Source organism: Nocardia sp. NPDC004340 (assembly GCF_053602575.1).
The window spans coordinates 328295-347951 of sequence record NZ_JBSGDW010000001.1 but is presented as its reverse complement, the minus strand read 5'-3'; the positions used below and the strand labels follow the sequence as shown (position 1 = coordinate 347951).

The following is a 19657-nucleotide window of genomic DNA, read 5'->3' as shown; positions in this document are numbered from 1 at the left end:
GGCCTTCGGTGTTCGTGGAGGACCGGCTACTTGGGGCCGAAGAGGTTCTTGGGCGGACGGTTGGAGGCGGCGCGGCGCGCGGCGTCCTTCTCCTTGACCCGGTCGGCTTCCTTGCGGACGGCCACCAGGTTCTCGCGTTCGCGGACCAGCCATTCCGGCGGGTCGGCGAGGAGGGCGGTGATCTCCTCCGCGGTGAGCGCGTCGGACACCCCCGCGCGGCCCAGGCCGGAGTTGGAGATGCCGAGCTTCCGGGCCACCACGTCGCGCGGGAACGGGCCGTTGGCGTACAGGTCGGTCAGCCACTGCGGCGGGTTGGCGCGCAGTTCGTCGAGCTGAGCGCGGGTGATGGGTGAGCTCTGGAACTCCTCCGGGGTAGCCGGGAGGTAGATGCCGAGTTTGTTCGCCGCGGTCAGCGGCTTCATGGTCTGGGTGTTCTTGTCCGGGCTCACCGGTCCAGCGTATCGGGCGGGTGGGGAGAACCCGCTGGCCGGTGCAATAACCTGGACCCCATGACAGGTCAGGGCCGGTTGGAGTCCATCGACATCACGCGTCTGCGCTGGTTCGTCGCTGTTGCCGAGGAGTTGCACTTCGCCCGGGCGGCGCGTGGCCTGGGCATTTCCCGGCAGCGTTTGAGCGGCACGGTCATCGAGCTGGAGGAAGAGCTCGAGACCAAGCTGTTCGTGCCCGGCGCGCAGCCGACCCAGCTGAGCGAGGACGGGCATGCGGTGCTCGAGCAGGCCCGGGCGCTCATCGCGGCCGCGCCGCCGGAACCGGTCGCCGCCCCGGAGGCGGTGGATCGCCTGCGCGTCGGTTTCGTCCCGGGCGTGACCGTCACCAAGTGGGAGCGCATCTGGGGTGAGCGTTTCCCCGAGGTCGCCCTCGACCTGATCCCGGTTCCGATGAAGGAGCAGGAGACGGCGCTGCGCACGGACGCGGTCGACATGTGCTTCGTGCGCCTGCCCATCGACCGTGACGGCATGAGCGCGATCCCGCTGTACCGCGAGGTCCCGGTGGTCGTGGTCCCCAAGGACCACCCGGTCGCCCTGTTCGATCAGGTCGCCACGACCGATCTGGCCGACGAGCGCATGCAGGACGCCGCCGACCTGGACGAAGCGGCCATGACCATGGAACTGGTGGCCGCGGTGAGCGGCGCCGCCATCGTCCCGCATTCGATCGCCCGCCTGCACCACCGCAGGGACCTGGTCTACCGCACGGTCACCGATGTGCCCGAGACCGAGATCGCGCTGGCCTGGCCGGCCGACCGCACCACCGAACTGGTGGAGGAGTTCGTGGGCGTGGTGCGTGGCCGCTCCCAGCGCAGCACCCGCTCGCCGTCGGGTAAGCAGCCGGACAAGGCTGGTAAACAACAGTCCTCGGCCAAGCGCAAGCCCGTCCCCGCGAAGCAGCCCGCGGCCGCGGCGAAGTCGAAGCAGGGCGGCGCGAAGAAGCCGGGCAAGCGGCGCGGTCGCTGAATCCCCTTGTGAGGGCCCGTCTCCCGTTCGGGAGGCGGGCCCATTTCGCGTGTGCGGCTCAGGGATCGGGCTGGAGAAAGTTCAGGGTCGTCTCAGGGTTGCTCTATACGTATACGTCTACTTATAGTGACTGAAGACGGCGAACGGCCGTCGGCAATCGCTGAGATCGACTGCGGCGCAGCGGGTATGACGCCCGCGGTGTCGTGTCGTACACGCATGCCCATATATGCATCCACGAATGATTCGGAGCACGTCATGGCCCTCGAAATGGACAAGCCCGCCACCGATCTGGTCCCCGATCCCCTCCCTGAGGGCATGCGTGAGATCACCCTGCGCGTCGGCCCCGGCGGCGGTCGCACGCAGCGCTTCGTCGGCCGCCCGCTGGCGGACGGCCGCAAGGTCACCGGGGAGGGGAGCGAATCGGTCCAGGTCTTCCAGAGTCGCAAGGGCAAGCTGGTCGTCCACCGGCACTTCCTCGACTGGACGGACTTCGCGCGGGCTACCCGGAACGCCGCGGAGGAGCGCAAGGACGAGTACCTGACCGTCCGGAAGGGTTCCGATCAGTCGGAGCTCTCGCTGATGACGGAATGGCTCAAGGGTTTTGGGGGGTGGCGCGAATTCCTTCAGTTGGGTAAGGATGGATACGGCGACTTCACCGTCGACATCGTGGACTCGCCGGGGGAGTTGCGTGATCTTGTTCCGGCGAAGGTCTACCGGATCGTCGCCGATGCGTTGGACAACCCGGCATCCCAGGTCCTCGACATCTGAATAGCGCGGCCGAAACCCCCCGAAAGGACTTCTCCCGCATGTTCTCCGGACTAGGACGCCTGGTCGTCCGATTCCCGTGGCTGGTGATCGGCGCGTGGCTGATCGCGATCGTGGCGGTCGTCGCCACGGCGCCCAAGCTCACCGCCACCACCGAGCAATCAGACTTCCTGCCTTCGCACTACGAATCCGTCCAGGCGATGGAGTTGCAGCAGAAGGCCTTCCCCAACAGCAACACCCCGGCCGCGCTGATCGTCTTCGAGCGCTCCGACGGGGCCCCGCTGACCGACCAGGACGTGGCCACCATCGCCGCGACCGCCACCAAGCTGTCCGAGCGGAACATCAAGGACGTCACCGGCGTCCAGGCGCTGCCCCCGTCGGAGACCAAGGCCATCGGCGTGGTCGCGGTCGGCATGACCAAGCAGACCGACCAGGCGGCCAAGAACCAGACCGACGCGGTCAAGGCGCTGCGTGACGCTCTGAAGGAACAGGTCTCCGGCACCGATCTGAAGGCCGGCGTCACCGGCACCGTGGCTCAGATGCTGGATCAGCAGGATTCCAGTCAGAAGGGCCTGGCCATCATCGGCATCGCGACGGTGGTGCTGATCCTGGTGTTGTTGCTGGTCATCTTCCGCAGCCCGATCATCGCGCTACTCCCGATCATCGTGATCGGCATGGTGTCCGCGCTGGCGAACGGCGTGATCGCCGCGGCCAGTGAGGCATTCGATCTCAAGATCGACAACTCGGTGCAGTCGTTGCTGGTCGTGGTGCTGTTCGGCGTCGGCACCGACTACATCCTGTTCCTGATGTTCCGCTACCGGGAGCGCCTGCGCGCCGGTGAGGACCCCAAGACGGCCATGGTCAGCTCGGTCACCCGGGTCGGCGAGGCCATCACCTCGGCCGCGGCGGCGGTGATCATCGCCTTCGGCGCGCTCACCCTGTCCACCCTGGGCATGTTCCGGTCCATGGGCATCGCCCTGGCCATCGCGGTGGCGGTGGCGCTGCTGGCGGGCCTGACCCTGGTCCCCGCGATCGTCTCGCTGTTGGGCACCAAGGTGTTCTGGCCGTCGAAGGCGTGGCAGACCGAACCCGAGGGCGCGCGGTTCCGGGCGGTCGGCAATGCGCTGGGCAAGCGTCCGGCGGTGTTCGCCGCGGTGTCCGGCGGCGTGCTGCTGGTGCTGGGCGTCTTCGCGCTGGGCTTCAACCCGACCTTCGATCTGAGCTCCGGCTCGACCTCGAACGCGGCCGAATCCACCGTGTACGGCAAGGAATTGCTCAAGGGCATGCCCGCGGGTAGCACCCAGCCGTCGCAGGTCTACCTGCGCGCCGAGCAGGGCACGCTGAACCAGGGCGAGCTCGACACCTTCCGGGCCGCGCTCACCGGTGTGAAGGGTGTGGGCCAGGTGTCGCCGGCGACGCTGTCGAAGGACAGCGCGGTGGCCGAGTTCCAGGTGACCCTCGCCGACAAGCCGGAATCCGATGCCGCGCTGGACACCGTGAAGGGTCCGCTGCGCGACACCGCGCACGGTTCGGCCCCGGCCGGCACCACCGCGGTGGTGGGCGGTATGACCTCGGTGTTCGTCGACTTCCAGCACGCCATGAACCGTGACTACACGGTGGTGTTCCCGGTCGCGGGCATCCTGATCATGATCGTGCTGGCGCTGCTGCTGCGCAGTGTGGTCGCGCCCTGGTATCTGATGGCCTCGGTGTTCCTGGGCTTCGCGGCGACCCTGGGTTCCGCGGTGCTGGTGTTCCAGCGCATCCAGGGCGAGCAGGGTCTGATCTTCCAATTGCCGTTGATCATGTACCTGTTCGTGGTGGCGCTGGGCACCGACTACAACATCCTCATGGTGGCCCGTTTGCGGGAGGAGGCCCGCGAGGGCAACGATCCGCACGCCGCCGCGGCGCTGGCGGTGCGGCACACGGGTCCGACGGTGGCGGCGGCCGGTGTCATTCTGGCGGGCACTTTCGCCTCCATGATGCTGGCGGGCAATTCGGTGCTCTCCCAGATGGGTTTCGCGATCTCGCTGGGTATCACCATCGCGGCGTTCGTCATGGCGATGTTCTTCACCCCCGCGGTGACGGCTCTGGTCGGCCGCTTCGCCTGGTGGCCGGGACACGGCGGGGATGCCGAAAATCCGCCCGTGTGGGATGCCGAATGGTCGGAAACCGATGTGGTGAGCGGACAATCGCGACACTAAGTTTCGAATAGGTATCCGAATAGGCTGGCCCGCTTCTCCTTTCGAGAAGCGGGCCAGTTCGCTGATACCGTCTTCGTCAGTCGATTCCCGGTGGCAGTGGGATCGCCTGGTGAGGGGATAAATGAATGAGTAAGTCCGACAGTGCTGTTCAGGAGGGGGCCTGTACCGGCAATGACCGGTATACGGAGGGCTTCCAGGTATTCGAGCAATGGCAGTTGCAGCGATACCGCAATGAGCGCCATGTGCAGCATCCGGTTCGCAGCCTGCGCCTGGGCTGGCGGTACCTGACGCTGAGCCACTATTTCGGTGCGGTGCCACCGATTCGGCTCTGGTGGCGGTCCCGTTTCGGCGGACCGCGCGCTTTGCCCGACTTCACGTGTGTGGGAGCACTGAAGAGCGGAACGACCGATCTGGCAGCCTATTTGATGCAGCATCCGAGCGTGGTGGTGCCGCTGACGAAGGAGATCGGCCACGGTTTCCCGGCCGCCTGGGGTCCGTACCTGCCGACCGAACGGGAGAAGGCGGCGGTCGCCGAGCGCACCGGCCGGGCGCTGGTGGGGCATTTCGATCCGCTGCTGCACGATGTGCCGCTGATCGACAACCTCCGCGAGTCCAGTCCGGGCGCGAAGGTCATCATCATGCTGCGCGATCCGGTGCGGCGGGCGTATTCGCACTACAAGTGGGATCTGTTCCTCAGTGGTGAGAACGGTTTGCGCAGTGGGCGTTACGGCGAGAACTTCGGCGAGTACGTGTCGCTGGCGCTGGGGGCCTTCCCGGGTCCGCCGCCGCCGACCATGCTGCCGACCATGCCGATGCTGGCGGCCGGGATCTATGTGAATTCGGTGCGGCGCTGGCTGGACACCTACGGCCGCGAGAACGTGCACCTGGTCGCGGCGGAGGACTTCTTCGCCGATGTGTCCAAGACGGTGTGCGGCATCCACGAGTTCCTCGGGCTGCCCGCGGTGGAGCCGGAGTTGCACGCGGAGGTGGTGAACCGCAATCCGCTGGAGTATCCGCCCGCCGAGGCCGAGTCGCTGGGCCGGTTGCGGGAGTTCTACCGCCCGTACAACGAGGAGCTGTTCGAGCTGCTGGGGCGCGATCTGGGGTGGAACCACCCGGCCTGAGCTGGTCTGACAGAAACGTGTTTCACTTTTTTCGCGAAAGTGCCTCGGGCTGAACTGGACAACCGATACAGTTCGGTCCGACGCACAGACTCGGTTCGGCGTGGCCCAACCCGCCGAACCGACCCGGGCCGGCTGACCATAATCCTCTGTTCCCAGGTCAGCCGGCCTCCTCTTCTTTCGCCGGAGGGGCCGCCGCTAGCGCACGGTCACGTGCCACACCACCGCGGCGGCCAGCGCGCCCGCGCCGTTCACCGCCCAGTGCAGCGCGATCGGCGCGAGCAGGCTCCCGCTGCGCCGCCGCAGCCAGGTGAAGACCATGCCCGCCCCGGCCGTCGCCAGCACCGCGAGCGCGATCCCGAGGATCTGCCCGGCCGGGCCGCTGCCCAGGAATCCGGTGAGGCCCTTGTTGCCGCTGGTCAATCCCAGTGACGAGGCAATGTGCCAGAGCCCGAACAACATCGACCCGGTGGCGAACACGCCGCGCGCGCCGACCACGCGATCCAAGGTGCCGTGCAGCACGCCGCGGAAGGCGAGCTCCTCCGGAATCGCGGTCTGCAAGGGGATGACGATCATGGACGCGATGAGCGCGCCCGAGACCGCGGCGTAGCGGTCGTTCAGGAAGAACGGCCGAGTGATGGGCAGGGCCGCGCCGATGGCCACGGCGGCCAGCACCACGCCCACCGCCGCCAGCGCCCAGACCGAGCCGCGCCGCCACTGGGAGGGGGAGAGTCCCAGCTCCGCCCAGCCCAGTCCGCGCCGCCGGACCATGGCCACCAGCACCACCGCGGCAATCGGCACCGAGAGGATGCTGGCCCACTGGTTGGTGAAGTGCGCGATGAGGTTGGTGCAGGTCAAGACGACGACAACGACGGCAACGTCCACGTAGGCGTGCAGCTTGTGGCCGGTCGGGGTGGGCGCTTCCGGCAGTGCCACCGCCGCGCCGTTATCGTTTCGAGACATCCGGGCCAGTGTACGAGCGAATTCTTGGAATCCGCTTCGATTGTGGTTAATCGCTCGCCCAGCCCGCGGGGTCGTCCCAGGCCCGCAGGGTGCGCGCGGTTTCGAATCGCCGGGGCTCGCGGGTGACGGGGTCGGGGAACTCCAGCGCGGACGCCAGCAACTGCAGCGGCCGGGTGTAGTCGTCGACCGGCTTGTCGGTGAGTTCCGGGTAGAAGTCGTCGCCCAGGATCGGGATCCCGAGACTGTTCATATGGATGCGGATCTGGTGGGTGCGCCCGGTCCGCGGTCGCACCCGGTAGCGGCCCAGCCCGTTGCGGTGGTCGAGGAGTTCGATCAGCGTCTCGGCGTTCGGCTCGCCCTCCGTCTCGTAGGCCTTGAGCACCTGGCGTTCCTTGACGATGCGGCTGATGACCGTGCGCGGCAGCTCCAGCTCGGGATCGAAGCGCGCGATGGCCTCGTACTCCTTGTGGACCAGGCGCTTGTGGAACATGGTCTGATACGCCCCGCGCCGAGCCGGATTGATGATGAAGAGCACGAGTCCGGCGGTCACCCGGTCCAGCCGGTGCGCGGGCACCAGATCCGGCAGGTCCAGTTCGCGGCGCAGCTTCACCAGGGCGGTCTGCAGGATGTGCTGGCCGCGGGGGATGGTCGAGAGGAAGTGCGGCTTGTCCACGATCAGAATGTCGTCGTCGCGGTGGACGATGCCGAGCGGGAAGGGGACCTCGGTCTCCTCGGGCAGATCGCGGTGGAACCACACCGCGCCGCCGGGCACGTAGGGGCTGTCGAGGGCGATGGGTCCCGCCAGGTCGACGATGCCGCCCTCGCGCAGCAGTTCGTCGATGCGTTCGGGCCGGACCCGGGGCAGCCGTTCCACGAGGTGGTCGCGGATGGTCGCCCAGTCGCCCTCCTCGGGTAGCCGCAACCGGGCCGGATCCAATCCGTGCCGCTTCGGTAGCGGTGGTTGCTGCCTGCGTCTCACCTGGGAAACCCTAGCCCCCGGGTATGTCCGGATTGCGGGGTACGGTGGGCCGACGCCTGGAATGTCCGGGTCAGCGCAGTGATCGGGGGTCTCGTGTATCCGAACGACCAACAGCCTCAGGGTGTGCCGGGTCAGCCCGGTCAGCCGCAGTCGGGCCAGTACGGCTATCCGCAGCCCGGGCAGCCGGAATATGGTCAGCCCGGGTACGGCCAGCCGGACTACGGTCAGCAGCCCGCCTACGGTCAGCCGGATTACGGTCAGCCTGGCTATCAGCCGATGCCTCCCGGCTATCCGGTGGCGCCGCCGCCCGCGCAGGGCACCAATGGCTTCGCCATCGCCGCGCTGATCTTCGGTCTGCTCGGTACCTGTCTGCTCGCCGTCCCGTTCGGCATCATTGCGCTGAATCAGACCAAGCAGCGCAATCAGGCCGGGCGGGGTCTGGCCATCGCCGGTCTGATCGCCTCGGGTCTGTGGGTCGTGTTCGCCGTGGTCATCGTGGCCATCGCCGCGGTGACCGACTCGAACACCACGGCGGCGCAGGACAATACGACCCGCACCTCGGCCCTGTCGGATTCGCCGACCTCCATCTCCATCGACGAGGTGAAGACCGGTGACTGCGTGCAGACGGTGGAGGAGAAAAACCGCATCCGCAAGGTGACCGTGCTGCCCTGCGATTCCCCGCACGACGGCGAGGTGATCACCCAGGTGCACCTGCCGGGTTCGTGGCCGGGTTCGGGTGACGCGTCCTTCGACAAGGCGAGCGAGGCCTGCCAGGTGCAGCTGGACAAGCTGCTGGCCTCGAGCCCGGTGGTCGACAAGCTGGAGTCGTTCATCCTCTATCCGGCGAACGAGACCCAGTGGAACAAGTCGAACGGCCGCGCGACCTGCATGGTGCACAACGCGGACGGTTCGAAGCTGACCAAGAAGGTGCCGCGCTGACCCTCGGTGTGGTCGTCAAGCGAAAGTTAGCCTAACCTATCTTCTCGCCGGTGTTCGTGGGAGCGCCGGACGGATGAAGGTGGAAGGCGGACTGATGACGGTCGAGTCACCGCCCGCGGTCGAGGCGGGCCCCGAGCCGAGCGGGCCCGACGTGAAGGCCGAGGCGAAAGCGCGGCGGCAGGCGGAAGCCGCCGCCCGCAAGGAGATCCTCGCGCCGGTGCGCGGGCCGCTCACGGCCGCCGGACTGATCGTGGCCGTGGCCGCCGTCTGCTCGGTGGTCCCGTTCCTGCTGATCGTCTCGGCCTGCCGGGAGCTGCTGCGGGAGGTCCCCGACACCGATCGGGTGTGGCGGCTGCTGCTGATCGCGGTGCTGGTCCTGGTGGCCCGCGCGATCCTGCAGGCGGTCGCGTTGACCTGGTCGCACGCCGTCGACGCGCGCTATCAGCTGACCCTGCGCCGGCTGCTGGCCGACAAGCTGACCCGAGTGCCGCTGGGCTGGTTCGGCGCCCGCGCCTCCGCCGACGTGAAGAAGTACCTGCAGGACGACGTCGAGGCGCTGCACTACCTGGTGGCGCACGCGCGCCTGGACTTCATCGGTTCGGTGACCGCGCCGCTGGTGACCCTGGTGTACCTGGCCACGGTCGACTGGCGGCTGACCCTGGTCCTGCTGATCCCGCTGATCGTGTACGCCCTGTGCATGCGCGCCATGCTGGACGAGCCCGGCCGGGAGCGGCTGCTCGCCTACAACGCCGCCGAACAGCGCACCCGCGCCGCCACCGTCGAATTCGTGGACGGCATCCAGGTGGTGCGGGCCTTCGGGCGGGCGGGCAAGGCGCACAGCGAGTTCCGCGCGGCCGTCGAGGAGCAGACCGACCGGCTGCGGCGGCTGAAGCTGCCCGTCATGACGGTGCAGTCGATCTCGGACACCGTGGTCTCCCCGGTGTTCGTCATGCTGCTGGTCGTGGTGGCCGGGCTCGCGGGTGTCGGCCTGGACTGGCTGGAGCCCCTCGACCTGTTGCCGTTCCTGCTGGTCGGACTGGGCCTGGGCAGTTCGCTGCTGGGCCTGGGCTACGGCACGCAGGCGCTGCGCACGGCCGGTGACGCCGCGCTGCGTCTGCACGAACTCATGCAGACCCCGGAATTGGCTTCCGGCGCCGGGGAATCCGCGGCGCCGGACGCGCCCGCGGGCCTGATCCGTTTCGAGGGCGTGAGCTTCGGCTACCGCGCCGATCATCAGGTGCTGCGCGGCGTCGACCTCGAGCTGGCGCCCGGCACCATGACCGCCCTGGTGGGCCCGAGCGGCTCCGGCAAGTCGACGCTGGCCAAGCTGCTGCCGCGCTTCTACGACGTGGACAGCGGCCGGATCACCATCGGCGGCAGGGACATTCGCGACATCCCGAGCGCGGAGCTGTATCGCACGGTCGGCTTCGTCTTCCAGGACGTGCGGCTGATCCGCGGCACCATCGCCGACAATCTGCGCCTGGCCCGCCCCGAGGCCGACCCCGCCGAGCTGGAACGCGCGGCCCGGGCCGCCCGCATCCACGACCGCATCACCGCGCTGCCCCGCGGCTACGACTCCGAGATCGGCGTGGACGTCGTGCTGTCCGGCGGTGAGGCGCAGCGGCTTTCGATCGCCCGCACGCTGCTGGCCGACACCCCGATCCTGGTGCTGGACGAGGCCACCGCCTTCGCCGACCCCGAATCCGAGGCCGCGGTCCAGGACGCGCTGGCCGAGCTGGTGGCCGGCCGCACGGTCCTGGTGATCGCGCACCGCCTGCACACCATCACCGGTGTGGACCGAATCCTGGTGCTGGAGAACGGAACCCTGGTCGAACAGGGCGATCACGCGAGCCTGCACGCCGCCGGCGGCCTGTACCAGCGGCTCTGGGAGATCAACGCGGCGGCCCTGGCCGATGTCGCGGCCACCGACCGTCCCGCCGCTCCGGTTCGCGCCGATGTCGAGGAGGCCCTCCGATGATCCGCAAGGTGCTCGGCCTGGTGCCGGGCGAATTCGCCGCGCTGACACCGCGATTGCTGCTCGCCATCGTGGCCCAGGCGCTGTCGCAGGCGGCCGCGTACGTGCTGCTGGTGCCCGTGCTGAAGGCCCTGTTCGCCCAGGATCTGGGCCGGGCCTGGTGGTGGACGCTGTGGCTGGCGCTGGCCGTGGCCGGGGTCGTGGTGTTCGGCTATCTGCAGTCGGTGCTGGGCCTGCGGGTCGGTGTCGGTATGCAGCACGGCCTGCAGACCCGGCTCGGCGATCATCTGAACGCGTTGCCGCTGGGCTGGTTCGACGACCGGCACGCGGGTGAGCTGTCGCGGGTGATGGTCGAGAACGTCCGCGAGGTGCAGGGCCTGATCGCCTATCTGCTGGCGAAGATGCTGACCGGCGTGCTGGTTCCGCTGGGCGTCGCGCTGGGCATGCTGTTCGTGGACTGGCGGATCTCGCTGGCCATGCTGGTGACCGCGCCGGTGCTGTTCCTGGTGAACCTGTGGGCCAACCGTTCCTATGTGACGGCCGACGAGCGCATGCACGAGGCCGCGACCGAGGCGAACGGCCGGGTGCTGGAATTCGCTCAGGCGCAGCCGATGCTGCGTTCGCTGGGCGCGGTCGGCGCGGGCAACCGGGCGCTGGACGCGGCCCTGGCGCGCCAGCGCACCGCCGCCAACGGCATGCTCGTCGCGGCGGTGCCCGGTCTGATCGGGTTCGCGCTGGTGGTGCAGGCCGTCTTCCTGGTGCTGGTGTACCTGGTGGTGGGCCGGGCCACCGACGGCGCGATCTCGGCCGCCGCGGCGATCGCCCTGATCGCGGTGAGCGCGCGTTTCATCGAGCCGCTGACCCAGGCCGCCCAGCTGGGTGGCGCGTTGCGCACGGCTGCGGCCGCCGCCGATCGGGTGAGCGCGCTGCTGGCGGAACCGGGACTGGCGCAGCCGGATTCGCCGGTCGAGCACGCTGCCGCGCGGGTGGAGTTCGACGGCGTCACCTTCGGTTACGGCCCGGGCAAGACGGTTCTGGAGGACATCTCGTTCACCGCCGCTCCCGGCACCACGACCGCCATCGTCGGTCCCAGCGGCGCGGGCAAGTCCACGCTGCTGCGTCTGGCGGCCCGGTTCCACGACGCGGATTCGGGCCGGGTCTCGGTCGGCGGCCACGATGTCCGTGACCAGCCCGCCGAGTCGCTGCTGAGCCGGCTGGCGCTGGTCTTCCAGAGCGTCTACCTCTTCGATCGCTCTGTGCTGGAGAACATTCGGGCGGGCCGTCCGGACGCCTCCGATGACGAGGTCCTGGCGGCCGCGCGCACCGCGCGCGTGGACGAGATCGCCGAGCGGCTGCCCGACGGCTGGCAGACCGCGGTCGGGGAGGGCGGTTCGGCGCTGTCCGGCGGTGAGCGTCAGCGGGTTTCGATCGCGCGCGCCCTGGTCAAGGACGCCCCGATCGTGCTGTTGGACGAGGCGACCAGTGCGCTGGACCCGCACAACGAGGCGGCCGTGGTGCGCGGTGTGCACGAACTCACCCGGGGCCGCACGGTACTCGTGGTGGCGCACCGGCTGGCGACCATCGCGCACGCCGATCAGATCCTGTTCATGGAGGCCGGTCGCATCGTCGAACGCGGCACCCACGCGGAGCTGATCGCCCTCGACGGCCGCTACGCCGCCTTCTGGAGCGAGCGCACCCGGGCGTCGGGCTGGCGTCTGGCTCCGGTCTCCGCCTAGCGGAACGGCCCCGGATCCCTTGGGATCCGGGGCCGTTCGTGCGGACGAACCATCCGATCGTCAGAGGCCGCAGGGCATCGCGGCGGTGGCGAGGAGGCGGGACGTACGGGGCATGTGTTCTGTCCGATCTTTTCGTCTCAGCGCTTCGCAACCGCTGTCGAGCAAGATAAGGTAAGGCTATGCAAACCTAAGTGGTGGGCGGGTTGTGCGAGGCAGGCAACAGTTGAGCAACTGGGACGGAGAACCGGTGGAAACACTTCTGGTGGTCGGAGCGGGGCCGAAAGCCTTGGCGGTAGCGGCCAAGTCGCGGGTGCTGCGGGACCTGGGCCTGCCCGCGCCGCGGGTGACGGTCGTCGAAGCCCAGACGGTGGGCGGCAATTGGCTGCCGACCGGCGGCTGGACCGACGGACGGCACCGCCTGGGCACCAGCCCGGAGAAGGATGTCGGCTTCCCGTACCACTCCACCTGGGCCCGCGGCCGCAACCGCGAAATCGACGAGGCCATGCGGGCGTTCAGCTGGACCGCCTTCCTGGTCGAGCACGGCACCTACGCCGAGTGGATCGACCGCGGCCGTCCCAGCCCGCAGCATCACGTGTGGGCCAAGTACCTGCAGTGGGTGGCCAAGCGTTGCGACATGGACCTGGTCCAGGGCTCGGTGACGGGCATCGCCGCCGCGGCCGACGGCTGGCTGGTCTCGGTCACCGACGCCGCCGGTGGGGTCGACGAGATCGATTGCGACGCCGTCATGATCACCGGTCCCGGCCGCAGCGACCGCGCCCTGGCCGAGCACCCGAAGGTGCTCAGCATCTCCGAGTTCTGGGAGCTGGCGGGCCGCCGCGAGCTGCCGCCGTCCTCGCGCGTCGCGGTGATCGGCGGCGGCGAGACTGCGGGTTCGGCGCTGGACGAGCTGGTCAACCACGACATGCTGACGGTCTCGGTGATCTCGCCCAAGGCCACGCTGTACACCCGCGGGGAAAGCTATTTCGAGAACTCGCTCTACAGCGATCCGACCAAGTGGGCCGGGCTGGGCATGGCCGAGCGCCGGGATGTCATCCGCCGCACCGATCGCGGCGTGTTCTCGGTGCGCGTGCAGGAGAGCCTGCTGGGCGACAACCGGGTGCATCACCTGCAGGGCCGCGTCGTGAGCATGACCGAGCAGGACGACCGGGTGGCCCTGACCCTGCGCAACGATCTACGCCCGGATCAGGTGCACACCTTCGATCTGGTGGTGGACGCCACGGGCGGGCAGCCGCTGTGGTTCCTGGATCTGTTCGATTCCGCCGCAACCGATCTGCTGGAGCTGGCCGTCGGCGGTCCGCTCGAGCATGGGCGGCTGGAGGCGGCCATCGGCTACGACCTGGCGGTGTCCGGGCTGGACGCCAAGCTGTATCTGCCGAATATGGCCGCCATGGCGCAGGGTCCGGGTTTCCCGAATCTCAGCTGCCTGGGCGAGCTGTCGGACCGGATCCTGCAGCCGGTGGTGAATCCCGGTCCGCGCTACCGGATCTCGGGCAGGTCCGCCGCGGTCCGCGGCAGCGTGTAGAGCGAGATCCGACGGTCCGGTCGAACGTCGAAGTCGCCGAGGTGCTGCCACCCGATCTTCTCCAACGCCTTCCGCATGGGGGCGTTGCGGTGATCGGGTTCGCACAGCAGCCGGCGGCATTCGGGTTCGGCCGCCAGGACCGCCTCGCCGAGCTGCCGCATCCAGTCCGACATGACGCCGCGGCCCAGGAGATTGGTGTCCGCGGTGGCGATGTGGAAGCCCATGTCGTGGGCGTCGGCGTCGTAGAGGCGGGCGATCTCGTCCTTGGCGGGCCGGTACAACTCCACATAGGCGACCTCGCGATTGCCCAGGTCGGGCCGATCGAGCGCGGTGAAGTCGTATTCGAGAACGCAGGGGCGGGAGAAGGTTCCGGCCAGCTGGGTCGCGCAGTCGAGGCGACGGCGGTCGGCGTCCCAGGCCTGTTCCCAGGTCTCGAGCAGGTGCGGCCGGTGCATCCATTCGGTGATGGTCTCCGGGTCGCCGGATTCGACATCCACCAGGCGCAGCGTGAACGGCGCGGGGAACTCGGGCACCACGGGTGCGGGGGCGCGGCGGATGTGGTCCGGAAGGTCCGTGAGTTCGCGCGCGAGGACGTAGGTCGTCCGGTTCATCGCTGTGGCGCTCCGTTCGTCGGTTAGCTTGATCACCCTGGTTGGTAAGGCTAGCCTATACTAACTAGGCGGTGTTACGGTTGCCCGGACATTGCAAGGGGGACAAGCAGAACCGGCGGCTGATGCTGTCGGGTGGGTCGTAGGAGAGATGCGGACATGGCACGGGAACTCGGCTGGATCAGGCAATTTCAGGCCCCGAGTGCGGAATCCGCGCCACCGCTGCTGATCTTCCCGCACGCGGGTGCGGGCGCCTCCGCGTACCGGGTCTTCGCCAAGAAGATGGCCGCTGACTTCGATGTCGTGGTGTTCCAGTACCCGGGCCGCCAGGACCGCGCCCGCGAGGCCGCGGCGGAGAGGCTGCCGGACATGGCCGCCGGAGCCTTCGAGGCCTTCCGGGACTCCGCGCACTACTCGGGTGCGCCGCTGACCATCTTCGGCCACAGCATGGGCGCGATCGTCGCCTTCGAATTCGCCCGGCTGGCCGAGGCCGCCGGGTTGACCGTGCAGTTGCTGGCGGCCTCCTCGGCCGCCGCCCCCGCGCGCATCGCCGACCTGCCGAACCACCCCACCGACGACGAGGCGCTGCTCGACCACATGTCGGCGCTCAACGGCACCGGCGCGGAGGTGCTGGGCAGCCGCGACGTGCTGCGCATGGCGCTGCCGGTGATGAAGGCCGACTACCGCGCCTTCGACGCCTACTCCTGCCCGGCCGAGGTCGCCGTGGACGCCCCCATTCACGTGCTCGGCGGCGACGAGGACGAATTCGTCGCGCCGCGTGACCTGTTCGCGTGGGAGGGCCACTCGCGCGCGGGCATCCGGGTCACCATGTTCGCGGGCGGGCACTTCTATCTGGACCAGCACGTGGACGGCATCGCCGAACTGCTCGTCGCGGAGAAGAGCGTCGTCGCGTGACCGGTGTGGACTCCGGCGATCCGATCGTGATCGTCGGCATGGGTATCGAGGCGCCCGGCGGCGTGGACACCCTCGCGGAATTCTGGTCGGCGCTGGCCTCGGGCCGGGAACTGCTGGGACCGTTCCCGCGGGACCGGGACTGGCCGCTGGCGGAATTGCTGGGCCTGGGCGCCCGGGACGGCTGGGGCGCGGTCCCCGACGCGGGCGGCTTCCTCACCGGCGCGACCGAGTTCGATCCACTGTTCTTCGGCATCACCCCGCGCGAGGCGGTCGCCATGGACCCGCAGCAGCGGGCCGGCATGCGGGTGGCCTGGCGGGCGCTCGAGCAAGCCGGGATCAATCCCGCCGCGGTGGAGGGCGATTCGGCGGGCTGCTGGATGGGCGTCTCCGTGATGGAGTACGGGCCCCGGGTGGCCTCGGTCAACGAGCACAGCGGCTACCGGGTCACCGGGACCGCGCTGGGCGCGGTGGCCGGGCGCATCTCGCACGGGCTGGGCCTGACCGGGCCCTCGATCAGCGTCGACACCGCGTGCGCGTCCGCGCTCACCGCCGTGCACCAGGCCGCCGCCGCCATCCGGGCGGGCGAGTGCGAGTGGGCGCTCGCGGGCGGCGTGTGCGTCATGGGTTCGCCGGGCGCGTTCTACGAGTTCTCCAAGAACAACGCCCTGGCCTCCGACGGCCACTGCCGCTCCTACGCCGCCGACGCCACCGGAACACTCTGGGGTGAGGGCGCGGGAGTCGTTGTGCTGGAACGGGAATCACGGGCGCGGGCGCTCGGACACCGGGTGTACGGACGGCTGCTGGGCTCGCGCGTCAACCACAACGGCAAGGGCGCGCCGATCGCGGTGCCCAGCGCGGCCGCGCAGGAACGGCTGATCCGCGACACCCTGGCGGTGTCCGGCATCACCGCCGGGCAGGTCGGGCTCATTGAGGGCCACGGCACCGGGACCCCGGTCGGCGACCCGCTCGAATTGGCCGCTCTCGCAGCGACTTACGGCGTCGAGCGCGCCGACACCCCGCGTCTGGGCTCGGTGAAGTCCAATGCCGGTCACGCGCAGGCGGCCTCGGGTCTGCTGGCCCTGATCAAAGTGCTGCTGGCCGGGATGCACGGGCAGATCCCGCCCACCCTGCACGCCGAGCGCCCGACCGGCGAAATCGATTGGGACGCCACCAGTCTGCGGCTCGCCACCGAGCTCGAGACGTGGTCCGCCGTGGACGGTGTGCGCTACGCGGCCGTGTCCTCGTTCGGTGTCGCGGGTACCAACGCGCACGCCCTGGTCGCCCTGCCCGAGCTGGAGGAAAGCGATGTGTAGCCACCGGCTGCCCGATGGCAGCATCCCCGTTCTGCTCTCGTCCGACACCGCCGACGGCGTGCGCGCCGAGGCCGCGGGCATCCTGGAGTTCCTGGAGTCGCGGCCCGCGGTCACCCCGGATCGGGTGGCGGACATGCTGTTCCGCACCCGGACCGCCCGCCGGTACCGGGCGCTGGCCATGGTCACCGGACGTGAGGAACTGCTCGACGCGCTGCGCGCCGTCGCCGCCGGGACCGCGCACGCCGCGGTGGTGGCCGGCGAGGGTCCCGCCACCGCGCGCCGGATCGGTTTCGTGTTCCCCGGCCAGGGCAGTCAACGCCCGGGCATGGGCAAGCTGTACTACGAGCTGTCCCCGGCCTATCGGGCGGCGGTCGACGAATGCTCGGGCCTGCACGCCGAACGCTTCGGCCACGACCAGCCGCTGCACTACCTGCTCGGCTCCGAGGGCAAGTACCAGGACACGGTCTGGGAAGTGCAGCCCGCCTTGATGTTCCACATGGCCGGTCTGGCCGCCATGTGGCGGGCCGCGGGCGTCGAGCCCGCCGCGACCGTCGGGCACAGCCAGGGTGAGCTGGCCGCGGGCGCGGTCTCGCGGGTGATGTCGGTGCGTGACGCCGTGCTGGTGGTCACCCACCGCGCACGCCTGGTCGAGCGGCTGTCCCCGCGCGGCTTCTCCATGGCGGTGCTGGCCATGGACCGCGAGGACTGCGAGGCGCTGCTGGCGCGGAACTCCGGCTGGGCCGAGCTGTCGGTGGTGAACGCCCCGCACATCATGGCCATCTCCGGTGACCGCGAGACCATCACCGACATGGTCGCCGCGGCCACCGCCCAGGGCCAGTTCGCCCGCGAGATCGGTGTCGCCTACCCGGCCCACACCTCGATCGTGGCCGAGCTGCGCGAGGAGTTCGAGGGCTTCCTCGGCGGCGAGATGAGCAGCGCGACCTTCCTCGATACTCGAATCCAGTGCTATGGAGCGACCTTGGGCGCGCCCATCACCGCCGACCTGATCCAGGAACAGTACTGGTACTGGAACCTGCGCAACCGCGTCCGCTTCGACCGCGCCGTGGTGGCGGCGGCCCGTGACGGCATCGACACCCTCATCGAGGTCGTCGAGCATCCGGTGCTGCAGCTGGCCCTCCAGGAGAACCTCACCCTGGTCCCGCCGGACCCGGCCCGCGGCCCCCGCGATTTCAAGGTCCTCGGCACCTCGCTGCGCACCGCGACCTCGCTGCGCGAATTCACCCGCAACCTGGCGACTGTCGCGGTCCACGACCTCGGCTACGACTGGAATGCCCTGCGCACCGACGCGGCCCCGGCGCTCCCGCTGCGCGACTTCCCGCACACGGTCATGAACCCCAAGCGCCTGTGGGCGAACCCGGGCTACGCCCCCGACAAGGTGACCGCCCCGGCTCCGGCCGTGCCGAAACCCCAACGCCTGGTGGAGCACTGGACGCCGTGGGAGCGCCGCTCCCTGACCGCCCCGCGCCGCCTGGCCTTCGTCGACCCGAGCGGCCGTTGCGCCGATCGGCTTGCCGCGTTGCTGACCGCCGCCGACCGCTACGGCGCGACCGCTACGGTGCTGACCCCGGCCGGGCTCGCCTCCGGCGGCACCGAGGCCCTCGCGGCCGCTTCCTTCGACAGCGTGGTGGTCCTGTGGCCCGCGCTGAGCGAGGACTCCAGCGCCGACGCCATCGCCGAGCTGAGCGAGTTCTTCGCCGGGCGCGCCTGGCTGCCCGCGCTGGACGCGCTGCGCCCGGGCGGTGACTGCTGGCTGGTGACGGTCGGCGGCGAGCACGTGGTGCCCGAGGACCAGCTGCCGCAGCTGTTCCACAGCGCGGTGGCCTCCGGATTCCGGTGTGTCGGTGTGGAGAAGCCCGGCGTGCTGTTCCGGCACCTGGATCTCGCGGCCGTTGCCGGGACCGCGGAGTCGAATCGGATGGTGGCGGCGCTGCATACGGCCGGTGAGCCGGAGGTCGCGCTGCGCGGCGGGAAGGTCTTCGCCAAGCGCCTGGTCGCCGACGAGTCCGAGCCGGGCGCGGCCGCCGATCTCGATCACGTGCTGATCGTGGGCGGCACCGGCAAGCTCGGCCTGCTGTTCGCGGAGCATTTCGCCCGGCAGGGCGCGGGCCGGGTCACCCTGGTCAGCCGGTCCGGCGAATCCGGTGCGGCCGCCGCGGATTTGGCGCGGGTGCGGGCCGTCGGAGCCACCGAGATCGTGGTCGAGGCCTGTGATGTGAATGCCGCCGAGGATGTTGCGCGCCTGGTGTCGAGCCTGGGGGAGCGGCCGGTGAGCCTGCTCGTCCACGCCGCCGTCAACTATGTGGACGCGGGCATCGAGGAGATCACCGCCGACATGGTGGCCACCGCCGCCGCGTCGAAGGTGCTGGGCCTGGAAGCCGTGCTGGACGCGGTGCCGTTGAGCGCGACCGGCCGGGTGCTGCTGTGCTCGTCCATGGCCGCGACCCTCGGTGGGCGCGGGCAGATCCTGTACGCGGTCACCAACCGGATGCTCGATGTGCTCGCCCGCCGGGTGCGGGAGCGCGGCATCGACTGCTCGTCGCTGGAGTGGGGCCTGTGGAGTGTCGCGGGTCCGCTGGACGAGGCGGGCATGGCGCGGGTCGAGGGCGCCGGGGTCTTCCCGATGCATCCCGCCGACGCGATCGCCGCCGGATTCACCGGGCAGCCGACCGACGCCATCGTCATCTCCGCGGACTGGCCGTTCCTGCGCGATGTCATGGGCGCGTTCGGTCAGGCGTCGGTGCTGTCGGAAGTGCCGGAGCCGGAACCGATCCCGGCGATCGTCGCCGCGGCGCCGGAAGCGCCCGTCGCGGCCGAGGTCGCGCCGGCGCCCGTCGCTCCCGTGGCGCCCGCGCCGGTCGTCGCCGACCGCCCGCTGGCGGATCAGGTGCTCGCCGAGCTCGAACGCGTCATGGGCATCGACACCGGCGACAGCATCGACCGTTCGGTGCCGCTGGTCGCCCTGGGCCTGGATTCTTTGCAGGCCTTGGACTTCCGCAAGCGCGTGCAGGCGTCGCTGGACCGGGATCTGCCGGTCGCCGCGATTCTCGGCGGCGCGTCACTCGACGATGTCGTGCTGCTCATGGCAGCGAACACCAACTAAAGGGCT

15 protein-coding genes are annotated in these 19657 nt (G+C 69.8%); 11 read left to right on the top strand and 4 right to left on the bottom strand.

What is annotated here, in order from left to right; translation table 11 throughout:
- Positions 1–26: 26 nt before the first annotated feature.
- The gene (locus ACWEOI_RS01415) at positions 27–449 is read right to left on the bottom strand and encodes a DUF5997 family protein (protein ID WP_357089166.1); all 423 of its coding nucleotides are present in this window, start codon (positions 447–449) and stop codon (positions 27–29) included.
- Positions 450–509: 60 nt separating this feature from the next.
- Here ACWEOI_RS01415 and ACWEOI_RS01410 point away from each other — a divergent pair, with 60 nt between their 5' ends.
- From ACWEOI_RS01410 to ACWEOI_RS01395, 4 genes are all read left to right on the top strand, one after another.
- Positions 510–1472, top strand: a complete 963-nt coding sequence (locus tag ACWEOI_RS01410; protein WP_452358665.1) for a LysR family transcriptional regulator — start codon at positions 510–512, stop codon at positions 1470–1472.
- A 255-nt stretch (positions 1473–1727) separates the two neighbouring features.
- Positions 1728–2240 (top strand): EXLDI protein, encoded by a 513-nt coding sequence (locus ACWEOI_RS01405; protein ID WP_433670614.1) that lies wholly within the window; start codon positions 1728–1730, stop codon positions 2238–2240.
- 38 nt (positions 2241–2278) lie between these two features.
- The gene (locus ACWEOI_RS01400) at positions 2279–4438 is read left to right on the top strand and encodes an MMPL family transporter (RefSeq protein WP_452358664.1); all 2160 of its coding nucleotides are present in this window, start codon (positions 2279–2281) and stop codon (positions 4436–4438) included.
- A 125-nt stretch (positions 4439–4563) separates the two neighbouring features.
- Positions 4564–5562, top strand: a complete 999-nt coding sequence (locus tag ACWEOI_RS01395) for a sulfotransferase domain-containing protein (RefSeq protein ID WP_452358663.1) — start codon at positions 4564–4566, stop codon at positions 5560–5562.
- Positions 5563–5757: 195 nt separating this feature from the next.
- On the opposite strand, the gene ACWEOI_RS01390 is transcribed toward ACWEOI_RS01395, so the two are convergent.
- The gene (locus ACWEOI_RS01390; protein WP_452358662.1) at positions 5758–6522 is read right to left on the bottom strand and encodes a CPBP family intramembrane glutamic endopeptidase; all 765 of its coding nucleotides are present in this window, start codon (positions 6520–6522) and stop codon (positions 5758–5760) included.
- A gap of 46 nt (positions 6523–6568) precedes the next feature.
- Entirely contained in the window at positions 6569–7501 is a 933-nt protein-coding gene (locus tag ACWEOI_RS01385; protein ID WP_452358661.1) for a pseudouridine synthase, read from the bottom strand.
- A 123-nt stretch (positions 7502–7624) separates the two neighbouring features.
- On the opposite strand from ACWEOI_RS01385, the gene ACWEOI_RS01380 reads away from it, so the two are divergent.
- The 4 genes from ACWEOI_RS01380 to ACWEOI_RS01365 all read left to right on the top strand — a co-directional run bounded on the left by ACWEOI_RS01380 (position 7625) and on the right by ACWEOI_RS01365 (position 13694).
- Positions 7625–8440, top strand: coding sequence for a DUF4190 domain-containing protein (locus ACWEOI_RS01380; RefSeq protein WP_452358660.1), 816 nt, complete (start codon positions 7625–7627; stop codon positions 8438–8440).
- 94 nt (positions 8441–8534) lie between these two features.
- Positions 8535–10418, top strand: coding sequence for an ATP-binding cassette domain-containing protein (locus tag ACWEOI_RS01375; RefSeq protein WP_433670621.1), 1884 nt, complete (start codon positions 8535–8537; stop codon positions 10416–10418).
- A complete protein-coding gene (locus ACWEOI_RS01370) occupies positions 10415–12151 on the top strand; it encodes an ABC transporter ATP-binding protein (protein ID WP_452358659.1) in 1737 nt (578 codons plus the stop codon). Before ACWEOI_RS01375 ends, ACWEOI_RS01370 begins: the two co-directional genes overlap by 4 nt.
- A 247-nt stretch (positions 12152–12398) precedes the next feature.
- Positions 12399–13694, top strand: coding sequence for a SidA/IucD/PvdA family monooxygenase (locus ACWEOI_RS01365; RefSeq protein WP_433670624.1), 1296 nt, complete (start codon positions 12399–12401; stop codon positions 13692–13694).
- On the opposite strand, the gene ACWEOI_RS01360 is transcribed toward ACWEOI_RS01365, so the two are convergent.
- Positions 13649–14305, bottom strand: coding sequence for a GNAT family N-acetyltransferase (locus ACWEOI_RS01360; RefSeq protein ID WP_452358658.1), 657 nt, complete (start codon positions 14303–14305; stop codon positions 13649–13651). The genes ACWEOI_RS01365 and ACWEOI_RS01360 overlap by 46 nt on opposite strands.
- Before the next feature lie 156 nt (positions 14306–14461).
- On the opposite strand from ACWEOI_RS01360, the gene ACWEOI_RS01355 reads away from it, so the two are divergent.
- From ACWEOI_RS01355 to nbtC, 3 genes are read left to right on the top strand one after another with little or no spacing between them, the layout of a single operon-like run.
- On the top strand, positions 14462–15217 hold the full coding sequence (locus ACWEOI_RS01355) for a thioesterase II family protein (protein WP_452358657.1): 756 nt from the start codon (positions 14462–14464) through the stop codon (positions 15215–15217).
- 5 nt (positions 15218–15222) lie between these two features.
- Complete coding sequence (locus ACWEOI_RS01350; RefSeq protein WP_452359180.1) at positions 15223–16530, top strand: beta-ketoacyl [acyl carrier protein] synthase domain-containing protein; 1308 nt, start codon at positions 15223–15225, stop codon at positions 16528–16530.
- Entirely contained in the window at positions 16523–19651 is a 3129-nt protein-coding gene (nbtC, locus tag ACWEOI_RS01345; RefSeq protein WP_452358656.1) for a nocobactin polyketide synthase NbtC, read from the top strand. Before ACWEOI_RS01350 ends, nbtC begins: the two co-directional genes overlap by 8 nt.
- Positions 19652–19657 lie beyond the last annotated feature (6 nt).

Bases quoted from the DNA above. Each gene is read 5' to 3' on its own strand.
- ACWEOI_RS01410 (WP_452358665.1), top strand. From the start codon at position 510: ATGACAGGTCAGGGCCGGTTGGAGTCCATCGACATCACGCGTCTGCGC.
- ACWEOI_RS01405 (WP_433670614.1), top strand. From the start codon at position 1,728: ATGGCCCTCGAAATGGACAAGCCCGCCACCGATCTGGTCCCCGATCCC.
- ACWEOI_RS01400 (WP_452358664.1), top strand. From the start codon at position 2,279: ATGTTCTCCGGACTAGGACGCCTGGTCGTCCGATTCCCGTGGCTGGTG.
- ACWEOI_RS01395 (WP_452358663.1), top strand. From the start codon at position 4,564: ATGAGTAAGTCCGACAGTGCTGTTCAGGAGGGGGCCTGTACCGGCAAT.
- ACWEOI_RS01390 (WP_452358662.1), bottom strand. From the start codon at position 6,522: ATGTCTCGAAACGATAACGGCGCGGCGGTGGCACTGCCGGAAGCGCCC.
- ACWEOI_RS01375 (WP_433670621.1), top strand. From the start codon at position 8,535: ATGACGGTCGAGTCACCGCCCGCGGTCGAGGCGGGCCCCGAGCCGAGC.
- ACWEOI_RS01370 (WP_452358659.1), top strand. From the start codon at position 10,415: ATGATCCGCAAGGTGCTCGGCCTGGTGCCGGGCGAATTCGCCGCGCTG.
- ACWEOI_RS01360 (WP_452358658.1), bottom strand. From the start codon at position 14,305: ATGAACCGGACGACCTACGTCCTCGCGCGCGAACTCACGGACCTTCCG.
- ACWEOI_RS01355 (WP_452358657.1), top strand. From the start codon at position 14,462: ATGGCACGGGAACTCGGCTGGATCAGGCAATTTCAGGCCCCGAGTGCG.
- nbtC (WP_452358656.1), top strand. From the start codon at position 16,523: ATGTGTAGCCACCGGCTGCCCGATGGCAGCATCCCCGTTCTGCTCTCG.